The following is an 18,024-nucleotide window of genomic DNA, read 5'->3' as shown; positions in this document are numbered from 1 at the left end:
GCGGCTTAGTCCGCCAGCACAGCGTCATGGACAATCTTACGCACAGCCTGGTTGGGGCGTTGCTTGGGCAGGCTGGTTTAAAACGTAAAACCGGTCTGGCAATGCCGACGTTAATCATCGCCGCCAACATTCCCGACATCGACGCTATCGCCGTCTTGCTGGGTGGCGACGAGCATTTGGCGCTTCGTCGAGGGATTACACACGGGCCGATCGCTATGGTGCTGCTCCCGCTGCTGCTTTGGGGTATCATGCTGTGGTATGACCGATGGCAGACCAAACGGGGTGCGCGCCCCGAAAAGCGGCTGCCCGTTGATGCAAAGTGGTTGTTGATGTTGGCCTATATCGGCTGTCTCAGCCATCCGCTGTTTGACTGGTTCAACAGCTATGGAATCCGGTTACTGGAACCCTTTTCGAGCCAGTGGTTCTACGGCGACACCATTTTTATCATTGATATCTGGCTCTGGTGCGCACTGATCGCGGGCGTTTGGCTATCGCTGCGAGGTGAACGGCGAGGACAGCCGAGTTGGCGAGTACCTGCCATCACAAGCATGGCCGCCATCATTCTCTATATCTTTGCTAATGGCCTCATCACGGGGCGAGCGGAGCAACTGACCGGAAGGGCTGTACAGAGCCAATTTGGTATCGTCCCGGCAATGGTGGTGGCCAATCCGGTGCCTGTGCAGTTCTGGAAACGTGAAATGCTGTGGCGCGATTCAAACCACTATGGACAAGGCGTTTTTTCGGCCCCTGATCAGGTCGTTCTCGATCCCAAAATCGGTCAGCATGAAATGTCAAACACATTTGCTTTAGCCGAACTATCCAAGGATAAGAATGCGAAGGCCTTTTTGTTCTGGTCGAGGATGCCCGTTCTGCGCGAAGAACTGCGCGAGGAGTCCAAGGTGCGAATTCTGTCCGACCAACGCTTTGGTAATCCTTTGGTGCAGGACCGTTTCAGGGTCGTTGTTCCCACCGAACAGGACGCAAAATGACCCAGCCAGTAATCCTCTGGTTTCGCCGCGATTTGCGTCTTGCGGATCAACCGGCGCTGACGGCTGCTGTCGCGAGCGGCGCGCCGGTTATACCTGTATATATACTCGACGATGAAAGCCCCAAGCATCGCAAGATGGGCGGCGCATCGCGATGGTGGCTGCACCATAGCCTCGCATCGCTCAACGCCGATTTGCAAGCGATCGGATCCCGCTTGCTTCTGCTGCGCGGCAAGTCTGATGCGGTTTTGGGTCGCCTGGCTGAACAAACGGGCGCAAAAGCCATTCATTGCATACGTCACTATGAACCATGGTGGCGCAATGCCGAAAAGGCGGTGGCGAAAGCCTTGCCAGAAGGCTGTCAGTTTAATTGCCACGATGGCAATTATCTATTGGCACCTGGCAGTGTAACGACTGGCAGCGGTGGGCAGTATAAAATCTACACACCGTTTATGCGCGCTTTGTGGCAGCATATGCCGCCGCATGATCCGGTGCCCGCGCCACAGAAGTTGAACGCGCCAGAGTGCTGGCCGAAGAGCGAATCGCTTTCGGATTGGAATCTGCTTCCAACGCGGCCCGACTGGGCGGGCGGCATGAAGGACATGTGGACCCCGGGTGAAGCCGCGGCGAAGGCGCGGCTTGATGCCTTTGCCGATAAAGCAAAATATTACGACGAGAAACGCAATCTGCCCTCCATCGCGGGGTCATCTTTTCTATCACCGCACCTTCACTTCGGTGAAATATCAGCCGCGATGTGCTGGCATAGGACCATGTCGGCGGGCGGGTCGGTCGATGTGTTTTTGAAGGAACTTGTGTGGCGCGACTATGCGCAGAATGTCATTTGCCAGTTCCCCGAATATGGCGGCAAGAACGCACGCGACGCCTTTGACATGATGCCCTGGCGTGATCTCGACGACCCATCGGTCAAAGCGGATTTTACCGCCTGGACAAAAGGGCAGACCGGATATCCGATCGTCGATGCCGGTATGCGCCAGCTTTGGATCACGGGCTGGATGCATAACCGTGTGCGTATGATAGCCGCATCTTTTCTCATCAAACATTTGCTTATCGATTGGCGGGCCGGGGAGCAGTGGTTTTGGGATACGCTTGTCGATGCCGATTATGGATCAAACGCCGTGAATTGGCAGTGGACTGCAGGATCCGGCGTAGACAGCAACATGTTCGTCCGCATTATGGCGCCGCTGTCGCAATCCGAGAAATTCGATGCAGCCGGCTATATAAGGCAATGGGTGCCGGAGTTATCCGATTTGCGCGAACCCTATATCCACGATCCCGAAGAGCATGGTGCTCGGCCCAAAACATATCCGCGTAAATTGATTGGACATAAGCAAGCGCGGGAACGGGCGCTGGCGGCGTATGCAACAACGAAAGACTAGGACGTATATTAGCCGTCAACGGCGATGCGCTTACCTGTTTCAAACTCGCGCTGCAGCAAAGCTACGATCGCATCGGCCACAACAGACGGTTCCTTAACCGAGGTGGGGTCTTCACCGGGATAGGCGGCAGCGCGCATTTTGGTGCGGGTTTTGCCGGGGTCGACAATGGCGGCACGCACTGCGGAGATGTTCTTCACTTCTTCGGCATAGCTGCGCACCAGCGTTTCCAGCGCGGCTTTGGATGCCCCATAGGCACCCCAAAATGCGCGCGGTGCGGCGCCGACTGATGAGGTGAGGGCGATCAAGCGCCCGGCTTCGCTCTTGCGAAGCAGAGCGTCAAAGGAGGCGATCAGAACTTGCTGCGCGGTGACATTCAGGGTGAACAGACGCGCAAATTCTGCACCATCGATTGCCGGCACCGGGGCCAGCGTTCCGAGCATCGCGGCGTTCAGAACCAGATGGTCCAGTTTACCCCAGCGTTCGGTCACCGCGGTCGCAAGGCGTGCAATGCTATCGCCATCGGTCAGGTCGAGGGGTGCGATCGTGGCGCTGCCACCAGCTTCGAAAATTTCGTCCTCGACCGCTTCCAGATCTTTTGCCGTACGCGCTGTGATGATTACATGCGCACCTTGAGCGGCCAGTGCCTTTGCCGTTGCGGCACCAATCCCTCGGCTGGCACCGGTAACCAGTGCGACCTTAGCTTCAAAAATACCGGTCATGAATCAGGCAAGCTTTCTTTCGCCAAGCATGATGAGGTCGCCGGCTTCGGCTTCTTCATGGTCGGTCAGGCTTGTAGGATAATCGCCCGTGAAACAGGCGTCGCAATATTGCGGCTTACCGTTGTTGCGCGCATCTTCACCCAAAGCTCGGTAAAGTCCATCGATGGACAGGAAGGCCAAGCTGTCTGCCTGGATGAATTTGCGCATTTCTTCGACATCCATCCGGCTGGCAAGCAGCTTCGAACGCTCGGGCGTGTCAACGCCATAGAAGCAACTGTTCATTGTTGGCGGACTGGCGATACGCATATGAACTTCGGCCGCGCCGGCTTCGCGCATCATCTGAACGATTTTCAACGAGGTCGTGCCGCGCACAATGGAGTCGTCGATGAGGACGATTTTCTTGCCAGCGACCAGATTTTTATTGGCATTATGTTTCAGCTTCACGCCAAGATGGCGCACGCCATCACCGGGTTGAATGAAGGTACGTCCAACATAATGTGAGCGGATGATGCCCAGTTCAAAGGGGATACCCGCCGCTTCGGCATAGCCGATGGCTGCCGGGGTGCCGCTGTCGGGAACCGGAATGACATAGTCGACATCGACCCCATTCTCACGCGCCAGTTCCGCGCCAATGGCCTTACGAACCGAATAGACACTGATTCCCTCAACGATCGAGTCGGGCCGAGAGAAATAGACATGTTCGAAGATGCAGGGACGCTGCGCGACGGGGATGAAAGGCTTGTGGGAATGAACCTCGCCATTGCGCACGACGATCAGTTCGCCCGGCTCCACCGCACGGATAAATTCGGCGCCGACAATATCCAACGCCACGGTTTCGGACGCAAAAATGAACGAGTCGCCTAGCTTGCCCATGACCAGCGGACGGATGCCCAGAGGATCGCGGCACGCAATCAGGCCCTCGGTCGTCAGGCAGATGAGCGAATAAGCACCTTCAACTCGCTTCAAGGCGTCGATTAGCCGGTCGAGCAATGTCCGGTAACCCGAGGTCGCCACCAAGTGGATGATGACTTCGGTATCCGATGTCGACTGAAATATAGACCCGCGCCGAACAAGGTCGCGCCGCAAGGTCATTGCGTTCGAAATATTGCCGTTATGCGCAATAGCAAAGCCGCCGGTCGCCAGATCAGCATAGAGCGGCTGCACGTTGCGCAGCGAAGTCTCGCCCGTTGTGGAATAACGCACATGCCCGGCGGCGCTGCGTCCGATCAGACCGCCGATGATTTCTTCACGGTCGAAATTACCCGCAACATGGCCCATTGCGCGATGGGTGTGGAAGTCATGTCCGTCATAGCTAGTAATGCCAGCCGCTTCCTGGCCGCGGTGCTGCAAGGCGTGCAAGCCAAGAGCAACCATGGCAGAAGCACCTTCGGCGTCAGTCACGCCAAAAATGCCACACTCCTCCCGAAGTTTGTCGTCGTCAAATGGGTCGGTGGTCAGCATTTATTCGAATCCCGCTGCGCTTCGCTGGCTGGCATATAGGCATGCTTCGCCCTCTTGTCTCCCCCTTGTCGTGATAGTGTCATAAAGAAAATGTTGGCGAGCCTTTTCCGCATGGTTTAGGTCCCTTTCCATGACAGATGACCGCGAAACAGGGCTGGAGCTCAATCCTAAATTTGACGCCAATGGTCTAGTGACCGCTGTCGTGACCGATGCAGCGGACGGCGCTGTCCTTATGGTCGGCCATATGAATGCGGAAGCGCTCGCGAAAAGTCTGGAGACGGGGACGGCCGTTTTCTTTTCACGCAGCCGCCAGCGGCTTTGGCAAAAGGGTGAAAGCAGCGGAAACCTTTTGATTATCAAGGAAATGCGCGTTGACTGCGACCAAGATGCCATCTTGGTGATTGCAGAGCCAAAGGGCCCTACCTGCCATACCGGCGAACGTAGTTGTTTTTACCGCCGCTTGACGGATGGCAAGCTGGAGCGCGCGTGAACTACCGAATTGCCCGTTCTGCTATCCTACTGCTGGCGCTCGCTGCATGCGGGAAAAACACATTGTCGCCATCGACCCAAGAGACGGCTTCGGGCGATGCACTAGACGATCAGGCGGTAGCTGTCGGCATAATGCCTGATCCGGATGATGTCGAATTTGCTGGGCGTTTTGAAACCCGCAGCGATCTTGGCACTGATAAATTCTGCGCCGTTTCAAACGGGACACAACAGTTTAATATCGGGTTTCTTGCGGTCTATGGTCCGGAAAGCAAGTGCGAAGGAACCGGAACCGCCACGATTAAGGGGCAGACCGTGCGCGTGGTTTTAACAGGGCAGGGAAGCTGCTCCTTCGATGCCCGATACGATGGCATTGAGCTACGCTTCCCGGGCACTGTCGAGAGCGGTTGTTCGACTTACTGTTCGGCCAATGCAAATCTGTCGGGCACCCATTACTTCATGGTGCAGCCTGGCGATGAAGCCGCACGCCAAACACTGGGACGTGATACCGAAAGGTTGTGCGGTTAACCCGGAACGACGAGACAGGCTTGTCCGACAGCTTTGAGTTTTCCGCACATGGCATCGGCAGCCGCCCGGCTTGCAAATGGACCAGCCTGTAGTCGTGTGATTTGTCCGCTATTTTTGTAGCTTGGTTGCAAGGAGTCGATTCCCGCAACTTTGCCCTTCAACGAAGCCCAAAGCTTCTTGGCATTGGCATCCTCGCTGAATGCACCCAACTGGATACGCCATGGACTGGCTACAGCAGGCGCTGCAGGTTTGACGACCGGCGCTGAGGCAGGTTTAGCCACAGCCGGCTGCACAACTTTTGGCTTTCCGGCGGGAACCCCTACGGCCGGAATGTTCGCCGGAAATCCGGGAGGATTTGCGGATGGAATCGACGACGGTGGCACCGCGACCTGTTTAGTGGGTTTGGATGGCGGGGTTGTATTGATCGGGAATCCGGCGGCCTGCGCCGAAGCATTCCTGCTGGCGCGCTGTTCCAGTTCGCCTGCTAGCACCGTTGCTGCCTGACGCTGTTCCAGCGGAACATATGTATCCATTTGCGACAGACTTTGCGATGCAGGTGCCATGCCTGCAGAGGAAGCAAGTGACATCAAGGCGTAAGCACGGACCCAATCTTTTGCGATATGGGTGCCATTAAACAGTTCGGTTGCAAGCAAATACTGCGCGCGCGGGTCTCCGCGATCCGCCGACGCCTGCAATATGGGGAGCGCTTCTACCACGCGACCCTGATAGTGAAGAAGGTGGCCGTAGCTGTCCATTGCCTTCAAATGGCCCTGAGCCGAAGCCTTTTTATACCAGTCCAGGGCAATATTCAGGTCGGTTTTTACACCGCGCCCCGTCTTATATGCCTGGCCCATGTTGAACTGGGCATCAGGATCACCTTTAAGTGCAGGTTCGCGCCATTCTTTGACGGCCGCTTCATAGTCGCCACGGCTCCAGGCATCGACGCCCGCCTTGACGTCAGCAGCAGCTGGGGCGGATTGCAGCGATAGCGCCAAGGCAGCCATTGCCAGTTTCGAAAGGTGCGACCCTAACTTCATGTAATTCCTCCGAACAAAAAGCGAGTTTCTTATAATATGCAAGAAACTCAAAAATGGTAAACATTTCCGATTAATCTCTTAACCAGCCCAATGCCCCAAATCATTAGGTCAGATGCGGCTATATAGATTAAGGTTTAGGCTAAGCCAGCCAATATTTGTGCGGTGAAATCGGGTGCAGCGTTAACGGATTTTTAGCCCTGTTCTGTCACATCCCCATTTGAAACATTTACAAAGGGGAATGATGTGAGGGTTCTCGCATTAGCATCACAGAAGGGCGGGTCGGGCAAAACCACCCTTTCTGGCCACTTAGCGGTTCAGGCACAACTCGCCGGAGCCGGGCCTGTCGTTTTGATTGATATCGATCCGCAAGGGTCGCTGGCCGATTGGTGGAATGAACGTGAAGCCGACCTTCCCGCATTTGCCCAAACAACAGTTGCCCGCCTTGCGGCGGATTTGGCTGTTTTGCGGCAACAGGGTTTCAAGCTTGCGGTCATCGACACGCCACCCGCCATTACCATGGCGATCCAGAGCGTTATATCGGTCGCCGAGCTGATCGTCGTTCCAACCCGCCCGAGTCCCCATGACCTGCGCGCCGTAGGTGCTACTGTCGATTTGTGCGAGCGGGCCGGAAAGCCATTGATCTTCGTGGTCAACGCGGCAACGCCAAAAGCGAAAATCACTTCGGAAGCAGCTGTTGCACTGTCGCAGCACGGCACCGTCGCACCAATTACACTCCATCATCGTACCGACTTCGCAGCATCGATGATCGACGGTCGCACGGTTATGGAAATCGACCCCAACGGCCGGTCTTCGCAAGAAGTTATCCAGCTTTGGGCATATATTTCGGACCGACTGGAAAAGAACTTCCGCCGGACCGTTTTCAGCGCTCCCGCCGCCGCGGCTAACCCGCAAGTTGCCACCGCACGACCGATGGGCGGCTTTGGCCGTCGCGTTGTTGGTTAAGCGAAGAAAAGGGGGCAACGAAGATGAGCGAACCTAAGCCAATAGCATCACTTTCCGGCATATTGCTGGCTCGTAAGGGTCTGGCACGTCCCGCCATGCGTCGTCCATCGATGATGGGCAGTAACGGTAACGCCGCACTGTCGCAGGATGATCTAGGTTGGAACGACATGGGATATGATGTCGATCCCGATCCCAATACGCCGATGGATTATGACCACAGCTTTCATGGGCAAAATCCGCTCGCGGGAGCCGTTCCCGAGGTCAAGAACCAGCAGGAGCGTATTTTTGACGAATATGATTCCGAACTTGATGTCGGTTTCGAAAGCTTGTCCGGAGCCGAGACTGAAGTCGAAACGACACTGACGGTCGTCAGCATGATCCCTGAACCACCGGTGCAGCCCATTGCGCGCCGTGGAAAAACCGATGCGCCACGTTCGCGTGCTCGGTCGAAACCGGGGCTTAAAGACAAAGCGGCCTTCACGTTGCGCCTCGACGGCGAGCGTCATTTGAAGCTTCGTCTTGCCTGCGCCGTCCGCCATCAGTCGGCACAAAATCTTGTGACCGATGCGTTGGACGCATTTCTCGATTCCATGCCGGAAATTGGACACCTCGCGTCCCACGTTCCGACGAAAAAACATTAAACCCGAGTTTGAGCTTTTTTGAGGTGATACCATGAATAGCAAATTTGTCGTAAAGCTCGCATTATCGACTGCTTTTGTGGCAGTGCCCGCGATGACAACGTCGACTGCCGGTTTCGGGAGCACTGATAAGGTGTCGGCCAAAAAGGCAGGCCCTGAAAAGGCTTATGGCTGGGCGAAGAAAGCCGAGCAGGCTCTTGCAAAGGGTAAAGCCGATCGAGCGTTGACCTTCGCTGAATTGGCCGTTGAAGCCGATATGCAAAATCGCGATTATCGTGGCCTTCTAGCCCGCATTTATATGTCGCAAGGCCGTTTCGTTTCCGCAGAACGCACCTTGATGGACGTTATGGAACTGGGCCAGGTGGACCCGCGTACCGTGATCAGCCTTGCGCTTGCACGTATCGCCCAAGGGAATGTTGATTCGGCCGTCATGCTGGTGGAAGCAAACCGTTCGATCATCCCCGTCAGCGACTATGGTCTGACCCTCGCACTTGCGGGGCGTTCCGATGATGCCGTCAATATACTGACCGATGCGATCCGCACCGACAGCGCGACCGTTCGTACTCGTCAGAATCTTGCACTTGCTTATGCCCTTGATGGTCGCTGGCGCGATGCCCGCGTCATGGCGTCACAGGATATGGCGCAGTCGCAAGTCAACGACCGGATTGCCGAATGGGCCCAGTTCGCACGCCCTGAAGCCTATACTTTGCGCGTTGCCGGACTTTTGAAAGTTCGCCCCAATATGGCCGACACCGGACAGCCCGTTCGGTTGGCTCTAAACAGCTCCGCACCTGCTGGATTGGCGCAAGCCGAAGTTCAGGCCGCACCGGTAGAAATGGCCTCCGCACCTCAGCCTGAGCCCGTCGAACTTGCTGCGCTTGGCCCTGCGCCCGTTTCCGACAGCGTTGGCTTTGCCGCGGTCGAAGCCGCGGTAAACATGATTGAGCCCGCTCCGGTTGCTGTTGCTGCCGTTGAAGAAGCTCCGCTGATTAAGGCATCAGCCGGTCCTGCAAAAGCTGCCGCGCCGTCCGCACCGGTTAAGCTTGCACTGGCGGATGTTCCGGCATCGAAGCCGTCGATGAAGTCTTCGACCCATCTGGTCCAGCTTGGTGCGTTTTCGAACGCAGCAAATGCAGCCGCAGCATGGAACAAATATAGCAAGCGCTACGGCGTTCTGAGCGGAATGGATTCGGCAAGTTCCACCGTTACGGTGAATGGCAAGAAATTTGTCCGCCTGGCTGCGATGGGCTTCACAAACGGCGCATCTGCAAATGCTGCGTGCAGTAAGATCAAGGCACAAGGTGGCGTTTGCCTCGTCCGGACTATCGGTGCCGATAAACCTGTGCGGATGGCAAGTGCAACGGGTCGCAAGATCGCAGCGCGCTAAACTGTAGAATATACAAGTCCTTAAGGGGCGGCGGGTTCGGCTTAGGCCGGTATGACCTTGCCGCCCTTTAACATATGCCGCACGCGGCCTTGAACCGGCAGGCGGTCAAAAGGAGTGTTGCCTGCCAACGCGGCCATTTTATCGCCATCAACTTGCCAAGGCGCATCCGGATCGATCAGGATAAGGTCGGCTTCACATCCTTCTGCAATTTTCCCTGCATTTAAACCGAGGATTTGCGCTGGATTGGTTGCAAGCAGTTCGAAAAGACGACCTGTCGAAATGGTGCCTTCACGTACCAGATTGAGCGAGAGCGCAAGCAACGTCTCAGCGCCCGCCATTCCTGGTGCAGCCTCTGAAAAGGGAAGGCGTTTGTCCTCCGGCCCGCGTGGGTCATGCCCTGACGAGATCACATCAATCGTCCCGTCAGCCACCGCCGCGATGCAGCTCAGGCGATTATCTTCGTCGCGCAAGGGCGGCGAAAGTCGGGCAAAAGTTCGGAAGTCGAATATGGCGTTGTCGGACAGGAAAAGGTGCCCGGGCGTGATGCCGCAACTGATCCGCAGACCGCGTGCCTTGCCATCCCGAATCATATCAAGACCGCGCGCCGTGGTGACCTGCCGGAAATGGACATGGGCGCCACTTTCTTCGGCAAGGATAAGATCGCGGGCGATGGCGAGTGCCTCGGTCGCGGGCGACGCACTCGAAAGGCCGAGCAAGGTTGCTGTTTCGCCATTGGTCGCAACCGCCTTGCCGGCAAGACCGGCATCTTCGCTATGGACGAACACGGGCAAGTCAAGCGCCGCACAATAGCGCATGATGCGTAGCATGATCCCGCTGTCCGCAATCCAGTTGCGTCCGGTGGCGACACCAACGGCACCGGCTTCTTTCATCAAGGCGATTTCCGCCATGTGCAGCCCGTCCAACCCTTGCGTAGCTGCCGCAAGCGGGTGAACCCACAGATCGGGTTTACCTTTTAGCGCGGCATAACGGACCGTGGCGGGGTCATCGTGAACAGGTGACTGGTCCGGCATCAGCGCTGCCCGCGTTATCCCGCCGAAACGGAAGGCTGGTTTATCGGTTTTGAAGACGCCCAGATCGATGATCCCGGGTGCAACAATAAGGCCCGATGCATCCAGTTGTTCGGCAATTGGTGCGGCTTTGCCTACGGACGCAATGACGCCATTTTCGATATGGATGTGTGCAGCCTCGGCCTTCGCGATTCCGGGAAGAACCGCATGGCCATTCAGGATATTGATACCGGTCATGCCCAACCCTCCACGCAGCGTGCCTTTCGGGTCAGGATATCCAGACAGGCCATGCGTACAGCGACGCCCATTTCCACCTGCTCGGTGATGGCCGAACGTTCGACATGGTCGGCAATATTGCTGGCGATTTCCACTCCGCGATTCATGGGGCCGGGGTGCATGACCAGTGCGTCGGGCTTTGCAATCGCGAGCCTGCGTTCATCTAGTCCGTAAAGATGATAAAATTCGCGGGGGGAGGGGATGAAGTCGCCCTGCATCCGTTCATTTTGCAGCCGCAGCATCATGACAACGTCTGCGCCGTTCAGCGCGGAATCAAAATCGGTGTAAGATTCGGCCCCGAACGCTTCGATCCCGTGCGGCATCAGGGCAGGCGGCGCGACCACACGTACGTCGGCACCCAGGCTTTTCAGGCAGAAAATATTGGAGCGTGCCACGCGGCTATGCAGCAGATCGCCGCAGATGACCACGGTCTGTCCTTCGACAGACCCCCTGCGGCGTGTGATGGTCAGCGCATCGAGCAACGCCTGTGTCGGGTGTTCATGGCTGCCGTCTCCGGCGTTCAAAACGGGGCAGTCGACCTTGCTGGAAATAAGCTGCACCGCTCCAGAACTTGCGTGACGAATCACAATGGCATCCGCGCGCATGGCGTTCAATGTCATCGCCGTGTCGATTAGCGTTTCGCCTTTTTTGACGCTGGACTGTGCGGCGTGCATATTGACGACATCCGCGCCCAGCCTTTTGCCCGCAATCTCGAATGAAAGAAGCGTGCGGGTCGAATTTTCGAAAAAAGCGTTGATGATGGTCAAGCCTGACAGCCGGTCATCATGCTTGGCAGGGCCCGAACGGTTCAGCGCGACCCAATGTTCAGCCTCTTTCAAAATGTAGAGAATTTCCCATTTTTGAAGTCCGGCAATGCCAAGCAAATGCCTGTGCGGAAAAGCGTCCGAACCAGCTGGAAAGCGGTCGGCGGCGATATTCTGTGTCCATGTCATTAAAGCGATGCCCTTAGAGGGAAAGCGGTCGCTTAGCAAGCTTCACGCAGTCAATGCGTCGATGGCCCCCTGAAGGATAAAAGCCGCAGCGCCGCTGTCGATCTTTTCCGCTCTTTTGGCACGGCTCATATCGGCGGCGATCATGTCGCGTTCGACGGCTTGGGTGGACCAACGTTCGTCCCGCAGCAGGATGGGCAAACCGAGATCGGCGATGTTGCGGGCAAAAGCTCGGCTTGACTGGCTCCGTGGGCTCTCGCTGCCGTCCATGTTCAGGGGCAAGCCGATGACGATACCCTTTGTAGGGCGGGTGGCCATGGCGGCTTGCAATGCGACTTTATCTTTGGAGAATTTACTGCGCTTTATAAGGTCGGCAGGTGAAGCGAAGGTCCAGCCCGCGTCGCAGAAAGCTGTGCCGATAGTCTTGCTTCCCACATCGAGTCCGATCAGGACGCCGCCACCCGGAAGCGCATTCCGGAAATCCGAAACCTGCTCAAAAATCATTTGGCGAGAAACTTCTGCGTCCGCCACAGCGCGTCGGCACGGACATTGGCCCAGAAGAGCGGGTAGTCGTACACATGGTAGTTATTACCAGGCAACACATAGGGCCCCATGTCCACCGGATCGCCTATGAGCAAAAAGCCCTTTTCATCGCAGCGGGCAGGGACCGTGGTGGGGATTAATTCGCCCGTGCTCATATCCCCTGACGGCTTGAGTGTTCCGAGATTCGCCTGCGCCAAGGCATCCGCTTCCGCTCCGCCGTTGAGCGGGTTGGTGCACAGGATCGGCGTGTCCTTGCGAGATTCGCCGTTAAAGCCCGTAGTGGCGTTGTAGAGTTCGAGGATTTTGCCATATTTCGCCGGTTCAGCGTAGCTTTCCCAGCCCATGATACAGCCCGTCTGATCCGGCGATGTGCAGACGGGAAGGCCCATTTCCGGCATGTCGGACGTGATCGACACCGGCCAGCCAACGACATAGGCCGCGACAATACGCTTCGCGATGGGTTTGCCCGCGATCCGATCCTTTAGTAAATGGGTCAGATGCAGTGCGCCCTGACTATGGCCGGCAAGGATGATGGGCCGGTCCTTTTGCACCGTTTTCACAAAATGGTCGAAGGCAAGCAGGATATCCTGATAGGCATCATTAAGCGCTTGCGCCCCTTCGGGTTTGGTCGTCAAAAACGCACCAATCCCGGCCTGACGGTAGCGTGGAGCCCAGATTTCGCCAGATGCGGCAAAGGGTGTTGCGAGCCCGCGCAGGAAAAGCCGCGCGCGCGCCTGCGATTCCTGATCGTCTAGCGGCGCGTTCCAATGTGTGCGCGCCATGAATGACGTAGGATGAATAAAGAAGATGGCCGCCGAACCCGGAACTTCGGTCTTTGGCGCGCCCACCGGTTCCCACAAGGTCGGGTTATCGTTCTTCTGACCGCCCCGCGAGAACCACATGCCGGGGTCTTCATAGACATTGGTGGCCAGTGCTGCCTGTTTTTCGAACTTTACGGTAGGTTCAAGCTGGCCAATCGCAAAGTCGGTCAGCTCGTCCTGGTAGATACGCAGAACGAAACCACCGGCGATGACCAATACGATCAGGCTAGCGAACAGATAAAGAAATTTGCGAGCCAAAGTTGTAATTCCCAATAATCGTGCGGCTGAAACAGCCAGCGCATGTAATCTATTTGGCAAAAATAGCACCGCAAAATTGAATGTGGCCTGACAAGGGCCGCTTTTCCGTTGAAGCGAGGCATACGCAATGCTAGCGGCGGCGCTATGTCTGTAGATAAAGATACCGTGAATAAAATCGCACGGCTTTCGCGCATCGCGATCAGCGATGCAGAGGCTGACAAGATGGTCGGCGAGCTCAATGGCATTCTGGCCTGGGTGGAGCAATTGGGTGAGGTGGATGTCACCGGCGTAGAGCCGATGACCGCCGTCATCCCCAACAAGCTTCGCTTGCGCGACGACGTCGTCACCGATGGCGATGTGCGCGAAAAGGTCCTTGCCAACGCTCCCGCTCGTGAAGGCAGCTTTTTTGGCGTGCCGAAGGTGATTGAATAATGACCGACTTTTCCAGAATGGGCGTTGCCGCCATCCGCGATGGCGTAGCTAACGGCGAGTTCAAAGCCGTAGAGGTCGCCGAAGCTCTCAACACACGCGTCGCCAATGCCAAAGCATTGAACGCCTTCATTGTCGAAACGCCGGAAAAGGCGCTTGAAGCCGCGGCCGCCGTTGATGCTGACCGCGCCGCGGGCAAGGCGCTTGGCAAGATGGCGGGTGTGCCGATCGGAATGAAGGACCTGTTCTGCACCGAAGGCGTGCAGACCACAGCCGCCAGCCATATTCTCGAAGGCTTTGTGCCGACGTATGAATCGACCGTGTCCGCCAATTTGTGGAAAGCGGGCGCCGGGATGCTGGGTAAGCTCAATCTCGACCAGTTCGCCATGGGGTCGTCCAACGAGACCAGCTATTTCGGTAACGTCATTTCGCCCTGGCGGCGCAACGATGGCGGCAACGCGGCATTGGCGCCTGGCGGTTCGTCGGGGGGGTCATCCTCGGCCATCGCGGCACGTTTGTGCCCTGCAGCTACCGGAACCGACACCGGCGGCTCAATCCGCCAGCCTGCTGCGTTCACGGGCATCAGCGGTATAAAGCCAACATACGGCCGCTGCTCACGCTGGGGTATTGTCGCCTTTGCAAGCTCGCTCGACCAGGCTGGCCCGATGGCGCGCGATGTGCGCGATTGCGCCATCATGCTAGAGGCGATGGCTGGCTTCGATCCCAAAGATTCAACTTCGCTCGATTTGCCCGTACCCGCATGGGAAGCTGGCCTGAACAGCGATTTGAAGGGTAAACGGATCGGTATTCCCCGCGAATATCGCCTCGACGGCATCGATGAAGACATCGCCGCCATGTGGGACAATGGCATTGCCTGGCTAAAAGACGCCGGCGCGGAAGTCGTCGATATCAGCCTGCCGCACACCAAATATGCTTTGCCGGCCTATTATATCATCGCTCCAGCAGAGGCATCTTCCAATCTCGCGCGCTATGACGGCGTCCGCTTCGGCCTGCGCGATTTGCCAGATGGTTCGGGCCTTCAGGACATGTACGCTGCCACCCGAGCCGCAGGTTTCGGCGAAGAAGTCCGCCGCCGTATCATGATCGGTACCTATGTGCTGTCTGCAGGGTTCTACGACGCCTATTATACACAGGCCCAAAAGGTCCGCGCTCTGATTGCCCGCGACTTTGAACAGGCATGGGCCAGCTGCGACCTGATTTTGGCTCCGACCGCGCCGAGCGCTGCGTTCGGGCTCGGTGAAAAGACGAGCGATCCGTTGTCGATGTATCTGAACGACGTTTTTGCCGTGCCTGCTTCACTGGCAGGTCTTCCCGCCATGTCGGTTCCCGGCGGCCTTAGCAAAGACGGCCTTCCATTAGGCCTGCAGATCATCGGCAAGGCGCTCGACGAGCAAGCCGTGTTGAACGCCGGTCTGGCAATCGAAGAACGTTCCGGATTTAGGGCGGAAGCTAAGGAGTGGTGGTAATCAAGAAAGCGCCATTAAAACGATGGTACTTTCGGAAACCCTTCGCGATAGCAACTATTTTGGCTTTGCTGCTTGCAGCATTAGATATTGCAGTTTTGAAGTCGTCAATCGATGCGGGCTTCGTGATGGTGACGCTACAGTCGATAGTAAACCTGTGTTCGTGGGCCTACGTTATCGTAAGAATTCGCAACTGGTTAGTTTTTAGGCGGAAAGCAAATGACTGAATCAACATACCGTATCCAAGGAAACACCGGCGAGTGGGAGGTCGTGATCGGCCTTGAAGTCCATGCGCAGGTGACGTCCAACGCCAAGCTCTTTTCGGGCGCATCCGCCTCTTATGGCGGGGAACCGAACAGTCATGTGTCGCTCGTGGATGCGGCGATGCCTGGTATGTTGCCGGTGCCGAACCGCGAATGCTTGCGGCAGGCTGTTCGCACCGGCATGGCGATTAACGCGCAGATCAATCGCTGGTCGCGTTTTGACCGCAAAAACTATTTCTACGCCGACTTGCCGCAGGGCTACCAGATTTCGCAGCTTTACCACCCGATTGTCGGCGAAGGCGAAATCGAGGTCACGCTGAACGAGAAGGATCCCGATAGCCCGACCAAGAAGATCGGTATCGAGCGGATCCATGTCGAGCAGGATGCCGGTAAGCTGATGCACGACCAGCACCCGACCATGTCCTTTGTCGACCTCAACCGGTCGGGCGTCGCGCTGATGGAAATTGTCTCGCGGCCGGACATGAGTTCGCCGCAAGAGGCGGGGGCTTACCTTAAAAAGCTGCGGTCGATCCTGCGCTATGTCGGGTCGTGCGACGGCAATATGGAGCAGGGCTCCATGCGCGCCGACGTCAACGTATCGGTCCGCAAGCCGGGTGGTGAACTCGGGACGCGAACCGAAACGAAGAATGTGAACTCGATCCGTTTCATGATGCAGGCGATCGAATATGAGGCGCAGCGGCAAGTCGATCTGATCGAAGGCGGCGGCGCTGTCGTCCAGGAAACGCGCCTGTTTGACCCCAATAAAATGGAAACCCGGTCCATGCGCTCCAAGGAAGACGCGCATGATTACCGCTATTTCCCGGACCCGGACCTGTTGCCGGTCGAATTGGACGATGCATTTCTAGAAGAATGCAAGGCAAGCCTGCCTGAACTGCCCGACGCGAAGCGCAAGCGTTACGAAAGTATGGGGCTCACAGCTTATAATGCGGCGGTTTTGACTGCGGAAGCCGAGACGGCGTTCTGGTTTGAAGATCTGCTGGGCCACGGCGTGGACGCCAAGCAAGGATCGAACTGGCTTCTGTCCGAACTGTTCGGCGCGCTCAATAAACTGGGCAAGTCGCTGGACGAAAGCCCGGTAAATCCGGCGCAGGCTGCGGAATTGCTGGGCTTGGTCGCGGATGGCACAATCAGTGGCAGCATCGCCAAGCAGGTCTTTGAAATCATGCTCGAAACCGGGCAGGGCGCTGCGGCCATTGTGGACGAGCGCGGGTTGAAGCAGACCAACGATACCGGAGCCATCGAAGCCGAAATCGCCAAGATCATGGCTGCCAACGAAGACAAGGTCGCCGAATATCGTTCGGGCAAGGACAAGCTTTTTGGCTTCTTCGTCGGTCAGACCATGAAGGCGATGCAGGGTAAAGCCAACCCGCAGGTCATCAACGAGCTGTTGAAGAATGTGTTAGACGTCTGATCTTAGGGCAGAACGTGCAGGAACAACAGTCCATTTGACCAGATCAGAATATCGTCCGGGCTGAGGCCACCACGCTTTATGATCGGGCCATTGTAGCCAGCAGCGAACCCCTGCTCACGGTTCTTGTTGCCAAAAGCGTTTAAGTCGGCGGACGTCATGTTCAAAGCGATCGGGATCAGCTGCTCCATTTGGCGAAAAGAATCGACGATCGCCTCTTTGGCGCGTTTGCCCTCGTCTTCACTCCAAAGAAGGGCATTTTCGTCTTGTTCGAACGATCGTTTTTTTAACTGAACGATGCTCGTCACAGTTTGTTTGAAAACAACCGCATTATTTCGAGCCAGCCGTACATCAGCGAAAACACGGATACTGGAAAAGTCAGGAGACAGATCATAGCGGAAGGAAATCTCTGCTACATTCTCACCGGGCTGACCTGTATAGGACATGTCCTTGTACAGGGCAGGCGTTCCTGCGTGTAGCCAATCAATAGTAGCCAGCGCTTTCGTTGAACTAGTTAGCGCAAGTGAATCAACGTCAAACCCGCTCAGTACTCCGCGTATAGGCTGTATGGTGTGTTCTGCTTTATCTTTCAGGGACTTGGATAAAATCTTCTTTTTGTCGTCAAGGGAATAGACGATCAAGGTATCAAGCAATCCCCCTGAAGGCGAGCGTGCGACACGGCCGACATCGACGGTGGATTCGATCGCAGTTTGGGGCAAAAACACGCGAACCTCGAATAGATCCGCCGACGTACGGTCCTTGGCAGAAAGCGTTGCTGGATCGTTTCGCTTGCCTTGTGAGGCATCCGCAACAGCCGAATGCAATCCAGCGCACAGTCCCAAGATTAGGATCGGTCTCAGCATAGGACGGCTCTCTGTAAATGGCAGGATGAACGGTTTTTTGATTTGCCCGTTCGAGGCGAACTGCGGTGGGTAGCCGAA

18 protein-coding genes are annotated in these 18,024 nt (G+C 56.6%); 10 read left to right on the top strand and 8 right to left on the bottom strand.

What is annotated here, in order from left to right; all coding sequences use genetic code 11:
• Positions 1 to 26 precede the first annotated feature (26 nt).
• Positions 27 to 989 carry a metal-dependent hydrolase gene (locus EUU25_RS05570; protein ID WP_158899052.1) on the top strand — a complete coding sequence of 321 codons (963 nt, stop codon included), beginning with the start codon at positions 27 to 29 and terminating at the stop codon, positions 987 to 989.
• The gene (locus EUU25_RS05565; protein ID WP_158899050.1) at positions 986 to 2,383 is read left to right on the top strand and encodes a cryptochrome/photolyase family protein; all 1,398 of its coding nucleotides are present in this window, start codon (positions 986 to 988) and stop codon (positions 2,381 to 2,383) included. Before EUU25_RS05570 ends, EUU25_RS05565 begins: the two co-directional genes overlap by 4 nt.
• Positions 2,384 to 2,391: 8 nt before the next feature.
• Here the strand turns inward: EUU25_RS05565 and EUU25_RS05560 are convergent, their stop codons facing one another.
• Complete coding sequence (locus EUU25_RS05560) at positions 2,392 to 3,102, bottom strand: SDR family NAD(P)-dependent oxidoreductase (protein ID WP_158899048.1); 711 nt, start codon at positions 3,100 to 3,102, stop codon at positions 2,392 to 2,394.
• A gap of 3 nt (positions 3,103 to 3,105) precedes the next feature.
• Positions 3,106 to 4,563 (bottom strand): amidophosphoribosyltransferase, encoded by a 1,458-nt coding sequence (gene purF, locus EUU25_RS05555; RefSeq protein ID WP_158899046.1) that lies wholly within the window; start codon positions 4,561 to 4,563, stop codon positions 3,106 to 3,108.
• Positions 4,564 to 4,693: 130 nt separating this feature from the next.
• Between purF and hisI the strand changes: the two genes are divergently transcribed.
• Positions 4,694 to 5,053: a phosphoribosyl-AMP cyclohydrolase gene (gene hisI, locus EUU25_RS05550; protein WP_158899044.1), complete on the top strand. Its 360-nt coding sequence runs from the start codon at positions 4,694 to 4,696 to the stop codon at positions 5,051 to 5,053.
• Complete coding sequence (locus EUU25_RS05545) at positions 5,050 to 5,577, top strand: hypothetical protein (protein ID WP_158899042.1); 528 nt, start codon at positions 5,050 to 5,052, stop codon at positions 5,575 to 5,577. Before hisI ends, EUU25_RS05545 begins: the two co-directional genes overlap by 4 nt.
• On the opposite strand, the gene EUU25_RS05540 is transcribed toward EUU25_RS05545, so the two are convergent.
• On the bottom strand, positions 5,574 to 6,614 hold the full coding sequence (locus EUU25_RS05540; protein ID WP_246162924.1) for an SPOR domain-containing protein: 1,041 nt from the start codon (positions 6,612 to 6,614) through the stop codon (positions 5,574 to 5,576). The two genes, EUU25_RS05545 and EUU25_RS05540, sit on opposite strands and share 4 nt — an antisense overlap.
• A gap of 243 nt (positions 6,615 to 6,857) precedes the next feature.
• Here EUU25_RS05540 and EUU25_RS05535 point away from each other — a divergent pair, with 243 nt between their 5' ends.
• From EUU25_RS05535 to EUU25_RS05525, 3 genes are read left to right on the top strand one after another with little or no spacing between them, the layout of a single operon-like run.
• Positions 6,858 to 7,577 carry a ParA family protein gene (locus EUU25_RS05535; protein WP_158899040.1) on the top strand — a complete coding sequence of 240 codons (720 nt, stop codon included), beginning with the start codon at positions 6,858 to 6,860 and terminating at the stop codon, positions 7,575 to 7,577.
• Positions 7,578 to 7,600: 23 nt separating this feature from the next.
• The gene (locus EUU25_RS05530; protein WP_158899038.1) at positions 7,601 to 8,218 is read left to right on the top strand and encodes a hypothetical protein; all 618 of its coding nucleotides are present in this window, start codon (positions 7,601 to 7,603) and stop codon (positions 8,216 to 8,218) included.
• A 31-nt stretch (positions 8,219 to 8,249) separates the two neighbouring features.
• Positions 8,250 to 9,602, top strand: coding sequence for an SPOR domain-containing protein (locus EUU25_RS05525; RefSeq protein WP_158899036.1), 1,353 nt, complete (start codon positions 8,250 to 8,252; stop codon positions 9,600 to 9,602).
• Between the two features lie 41 nt (positions 9,603 to 9,643).
• On the opposite strand, the gene EUU25_RS05520 is transcribed toward EUU25_RS05525, so the two are convergent.
• Genes EUU25_RS05520 through EUU25_RS05505 form a run of 4 tightly spaced genes read right to left on the bottom strand, consistent with a single transcriptional unit; the run spans position 9,644 to position 13,478 of the window.
• Positions 9,644 to 10,867, bottom strand: coding sequence for a dihydroorotase (locus tag EUU25_RS05520; RefSeq protein ID WP_158899034.1), 1,224 nt, complete (start codon positions 10,865 to 10,867; stop codon positions 9,644 to 9,646).
• On the bottom strand, positions 10,864 to 11,859 hold the full coding sequence (locus tag EUU25_RS05515) for an aspartate carbamoyltransferase catalytic subunit (RefSeq protein ID WP_158899032.1): 996 nt from the start codon (positions 11,857 to 11,859) through the stop codon (positions 10,864 to 10,866). The genes EUU25_RS05520 and EUU25_RS05515 overlap by 4 nt, the downstream gene beginning before the upstream one ends.
• 42 nt (positions 11,860 to 11,901) lie before the next feature.
• Positions 11,902 to 12,360, bottom strand: coding sequence for a Holliday junction resolvase RuvX (gene ruvX, locus EUU25_RS05510; protein WP_158899031.1), 459 nt, complete (start codon positions 12,358 to 12,360; stop codon positions 11,902 to 11,904).
• Positions 12,357 to 13,478 carry a DUF3089 domain-containing protein gene (locus tag EUU25_RS05505; protein WP_158899029.1) on the bottom strand — a complete coding sequence of 374 codons (1,122 nt, stop codon included), beginning with the start codon at positions 13,476 to 13,478 and terminating at the stop codon, positions 12,357 to 12,359. The genes ruvX and EUU25_RS05505 overlap by 4 nt, the downstream gene beginning before the upstream one ends.
• Positions 13,479 to 13,622: 144 nt before the next feature.
• Here EUU25_RS05505 and gatC point away from each other — a divergent pair, with 144 nt between their 5' ends.
• The 3 genes from gatC to gatB all read left to right on the top strand — a co-directional run bounded on the left by gatC (position 13,623) and on the right by gatB (position 17,086).
• A complete protein-coding gene (gene gatC, locus EUU25_RS05500; RefSeq protein WP_143775277.1) occupies positions 13,623 to 13,910 on the top strand; it encodes an Asp-tRNA(Asn)/Glu-tRNA(Gln) amidotransferase subunit GatC in 288 nt (95 codons plus the stop codon).
• Positions 13,910 to 15,394, top strand: a complete 1,485-nt coding sequence (gene gatA / locus EUU25_RS05495) for an Asp-tRNA(Asn)/Glu-tRNA(Gln) amidotransferase subunit GatA (RefSeq protein WP_158899027.1) — start codon at positions 13,910 to 13,912, stop codon at positions 15,392 to 15,394. Before gatC ends, gatA begins: the two co-directional genes overlap by 1 nt.
• A 216-nt stretch (positions 15,395 to 15,610) precedes the next feature.
• Positions 15,611 to 17,086, top strand: a complete 1,476-nt coding sequence (gene gatB, locus EUU25_RS05490) for an Asp-tRNA(Asn)/Glu-tRNA(Gln) amidotransferase subunit GatB (protein WP_158899025.1) — start codon at positions 15,611 to 15,613, stop codon at positions 17,084 to 17,086.
• A 2-nt stretch (positions 17,087 to 17,088) separates the two neighbouring features.
• Here gatB and EUU25_RS05485 read toward each other — a convergent pair whose 3' ends face one another.
• On the bottom strand, positions 17,089 to 17,946 hold the full coding sequence (locus EUU25_RS05485) for a hypothetical protein (protein WP_158899023.1): 858 nt from the start codon (positions 17,944 to 17,946) through the stop codon (positions 17,089 to 17,091).
• Positions 17,947 to 18,024: the final 78 nt, after the last annotated feature.

It is taken from the genome of Sphingorhabdus lacus, assembly GCF_009768975.1.
In the GTDB taxonomy this organism is placed as follows: domain Bacteria; phylum Pseudomonadota; class Alphaproteobacteria; order Sphingomonadales; family Sphingomonadaceae; genus Sphingorhabdus_B; species Sphingorhabdus_B lacus.
This window is presented reverse-complemented; position numbering and strand designations above follow the sequence as displayed.

Bases quoted from the DNA above. Each gene is read 5' to 3' on its own strand.
- EUU25_RS05570 (WP_158899052.1), top strand. From the start codon at position 27: ATGGACAATCTTACGCACAGCCTGGTTGGGGCGTTGCTTGGGCAGGCT.
- EUU25_RS05565 (WP_158899050.1), top strand. From the start codon at position 986: ATGACCCAGCCAGTAATCCTCTGGTTTCGCCGCGATTTGCGTCTTGCG.
- EUU25_RS05560 (WP_158899048.1), bottom strand. From the start codon at position 3,102: ATGACCGGTATTTTTGAAGCTAAGGTCGCACTGGTTACCGGTGCCAGC.
- purF (WP_158899046.1), bottom strand. From the start codon at position 4,563: ATGCTGACCACCGACCCATTTGACGACGACAAACTTCGGGAGGAGTGT.
- hisI (WP_158899044.1), top strand. From the start codon at position 4,694: ATGACAGATGACCGCGAAACAGGGCTGGAGCTCAATCCTAAATTTGAC.
- EUU25_RS05540 (WP_246162924.1), bottom strand. From the start codon at position 6,614: ATGAAGTTAGGGTCGCACCTTTCGAAACTGGCAATGGCTGCCTTGGCG.
- EUU25_RS05530 (WP_158899038.1), top strand. From the start codon at position 7,601: ATGAGCGAACCTAAGCCAATAGCATCACTTTCCGGCATATTGCTGGCT.
- EUU25_RS05525 (WP_158899036.1), top strand. From the start codon at position 8,250: ATGAATAGCAAATTTGTCGTAAAGCTCGCATTATCGACTGCTTTTGTG.
- EUU25_RS05520 (WP_158899034.1), bottom strand. From the start codon at position 10,867: ATGACCGGTATCAATATCCTGAATGGCCATGCGGTTCTTCCCGGAATC.
- EUU25_RS05515 (WP_158899032.1), bottom strand. From the start codon at position 11,859: ATGACATGGACACAGAATATCGCCGCCGACCGCTTTCCAGCTGGTTCG.
- ruvX (WP_158899031.1), bottom strand. From the start codon at position 12,360: ATGATTTTTGAGCAGGTTTCGGATTTCCGGAATGCGCTTCCGGGTGGC.
- gatC (WP_143775277.1), top strand. From the start codon at position 13,623: ATGTCTGTAGATAAAGATACCGTGAATAAAATCGCACGGCTTTCGCGC.
- gatA (WP_158899027.1), top strand. From the start codon at position 13,910: ATGACCGACTTTTCCAGAATGGGCGTTGCCGCCATCCGCGATGGCGTA.
- gatB (WP_158899025.1), top strand. From the start codon at position 15,611: ATGACTGAATCAACATACCGTATCCAAGGAAACACCGGCGAGTGGGAG.
- EUU25_RS05485 (WP_158899023.1), bottom strand. From the start codon at position 17,946: ATGCTGAGACCGATCCTAATCTTGGGACTGTGCGCTGGATTGCATTCG.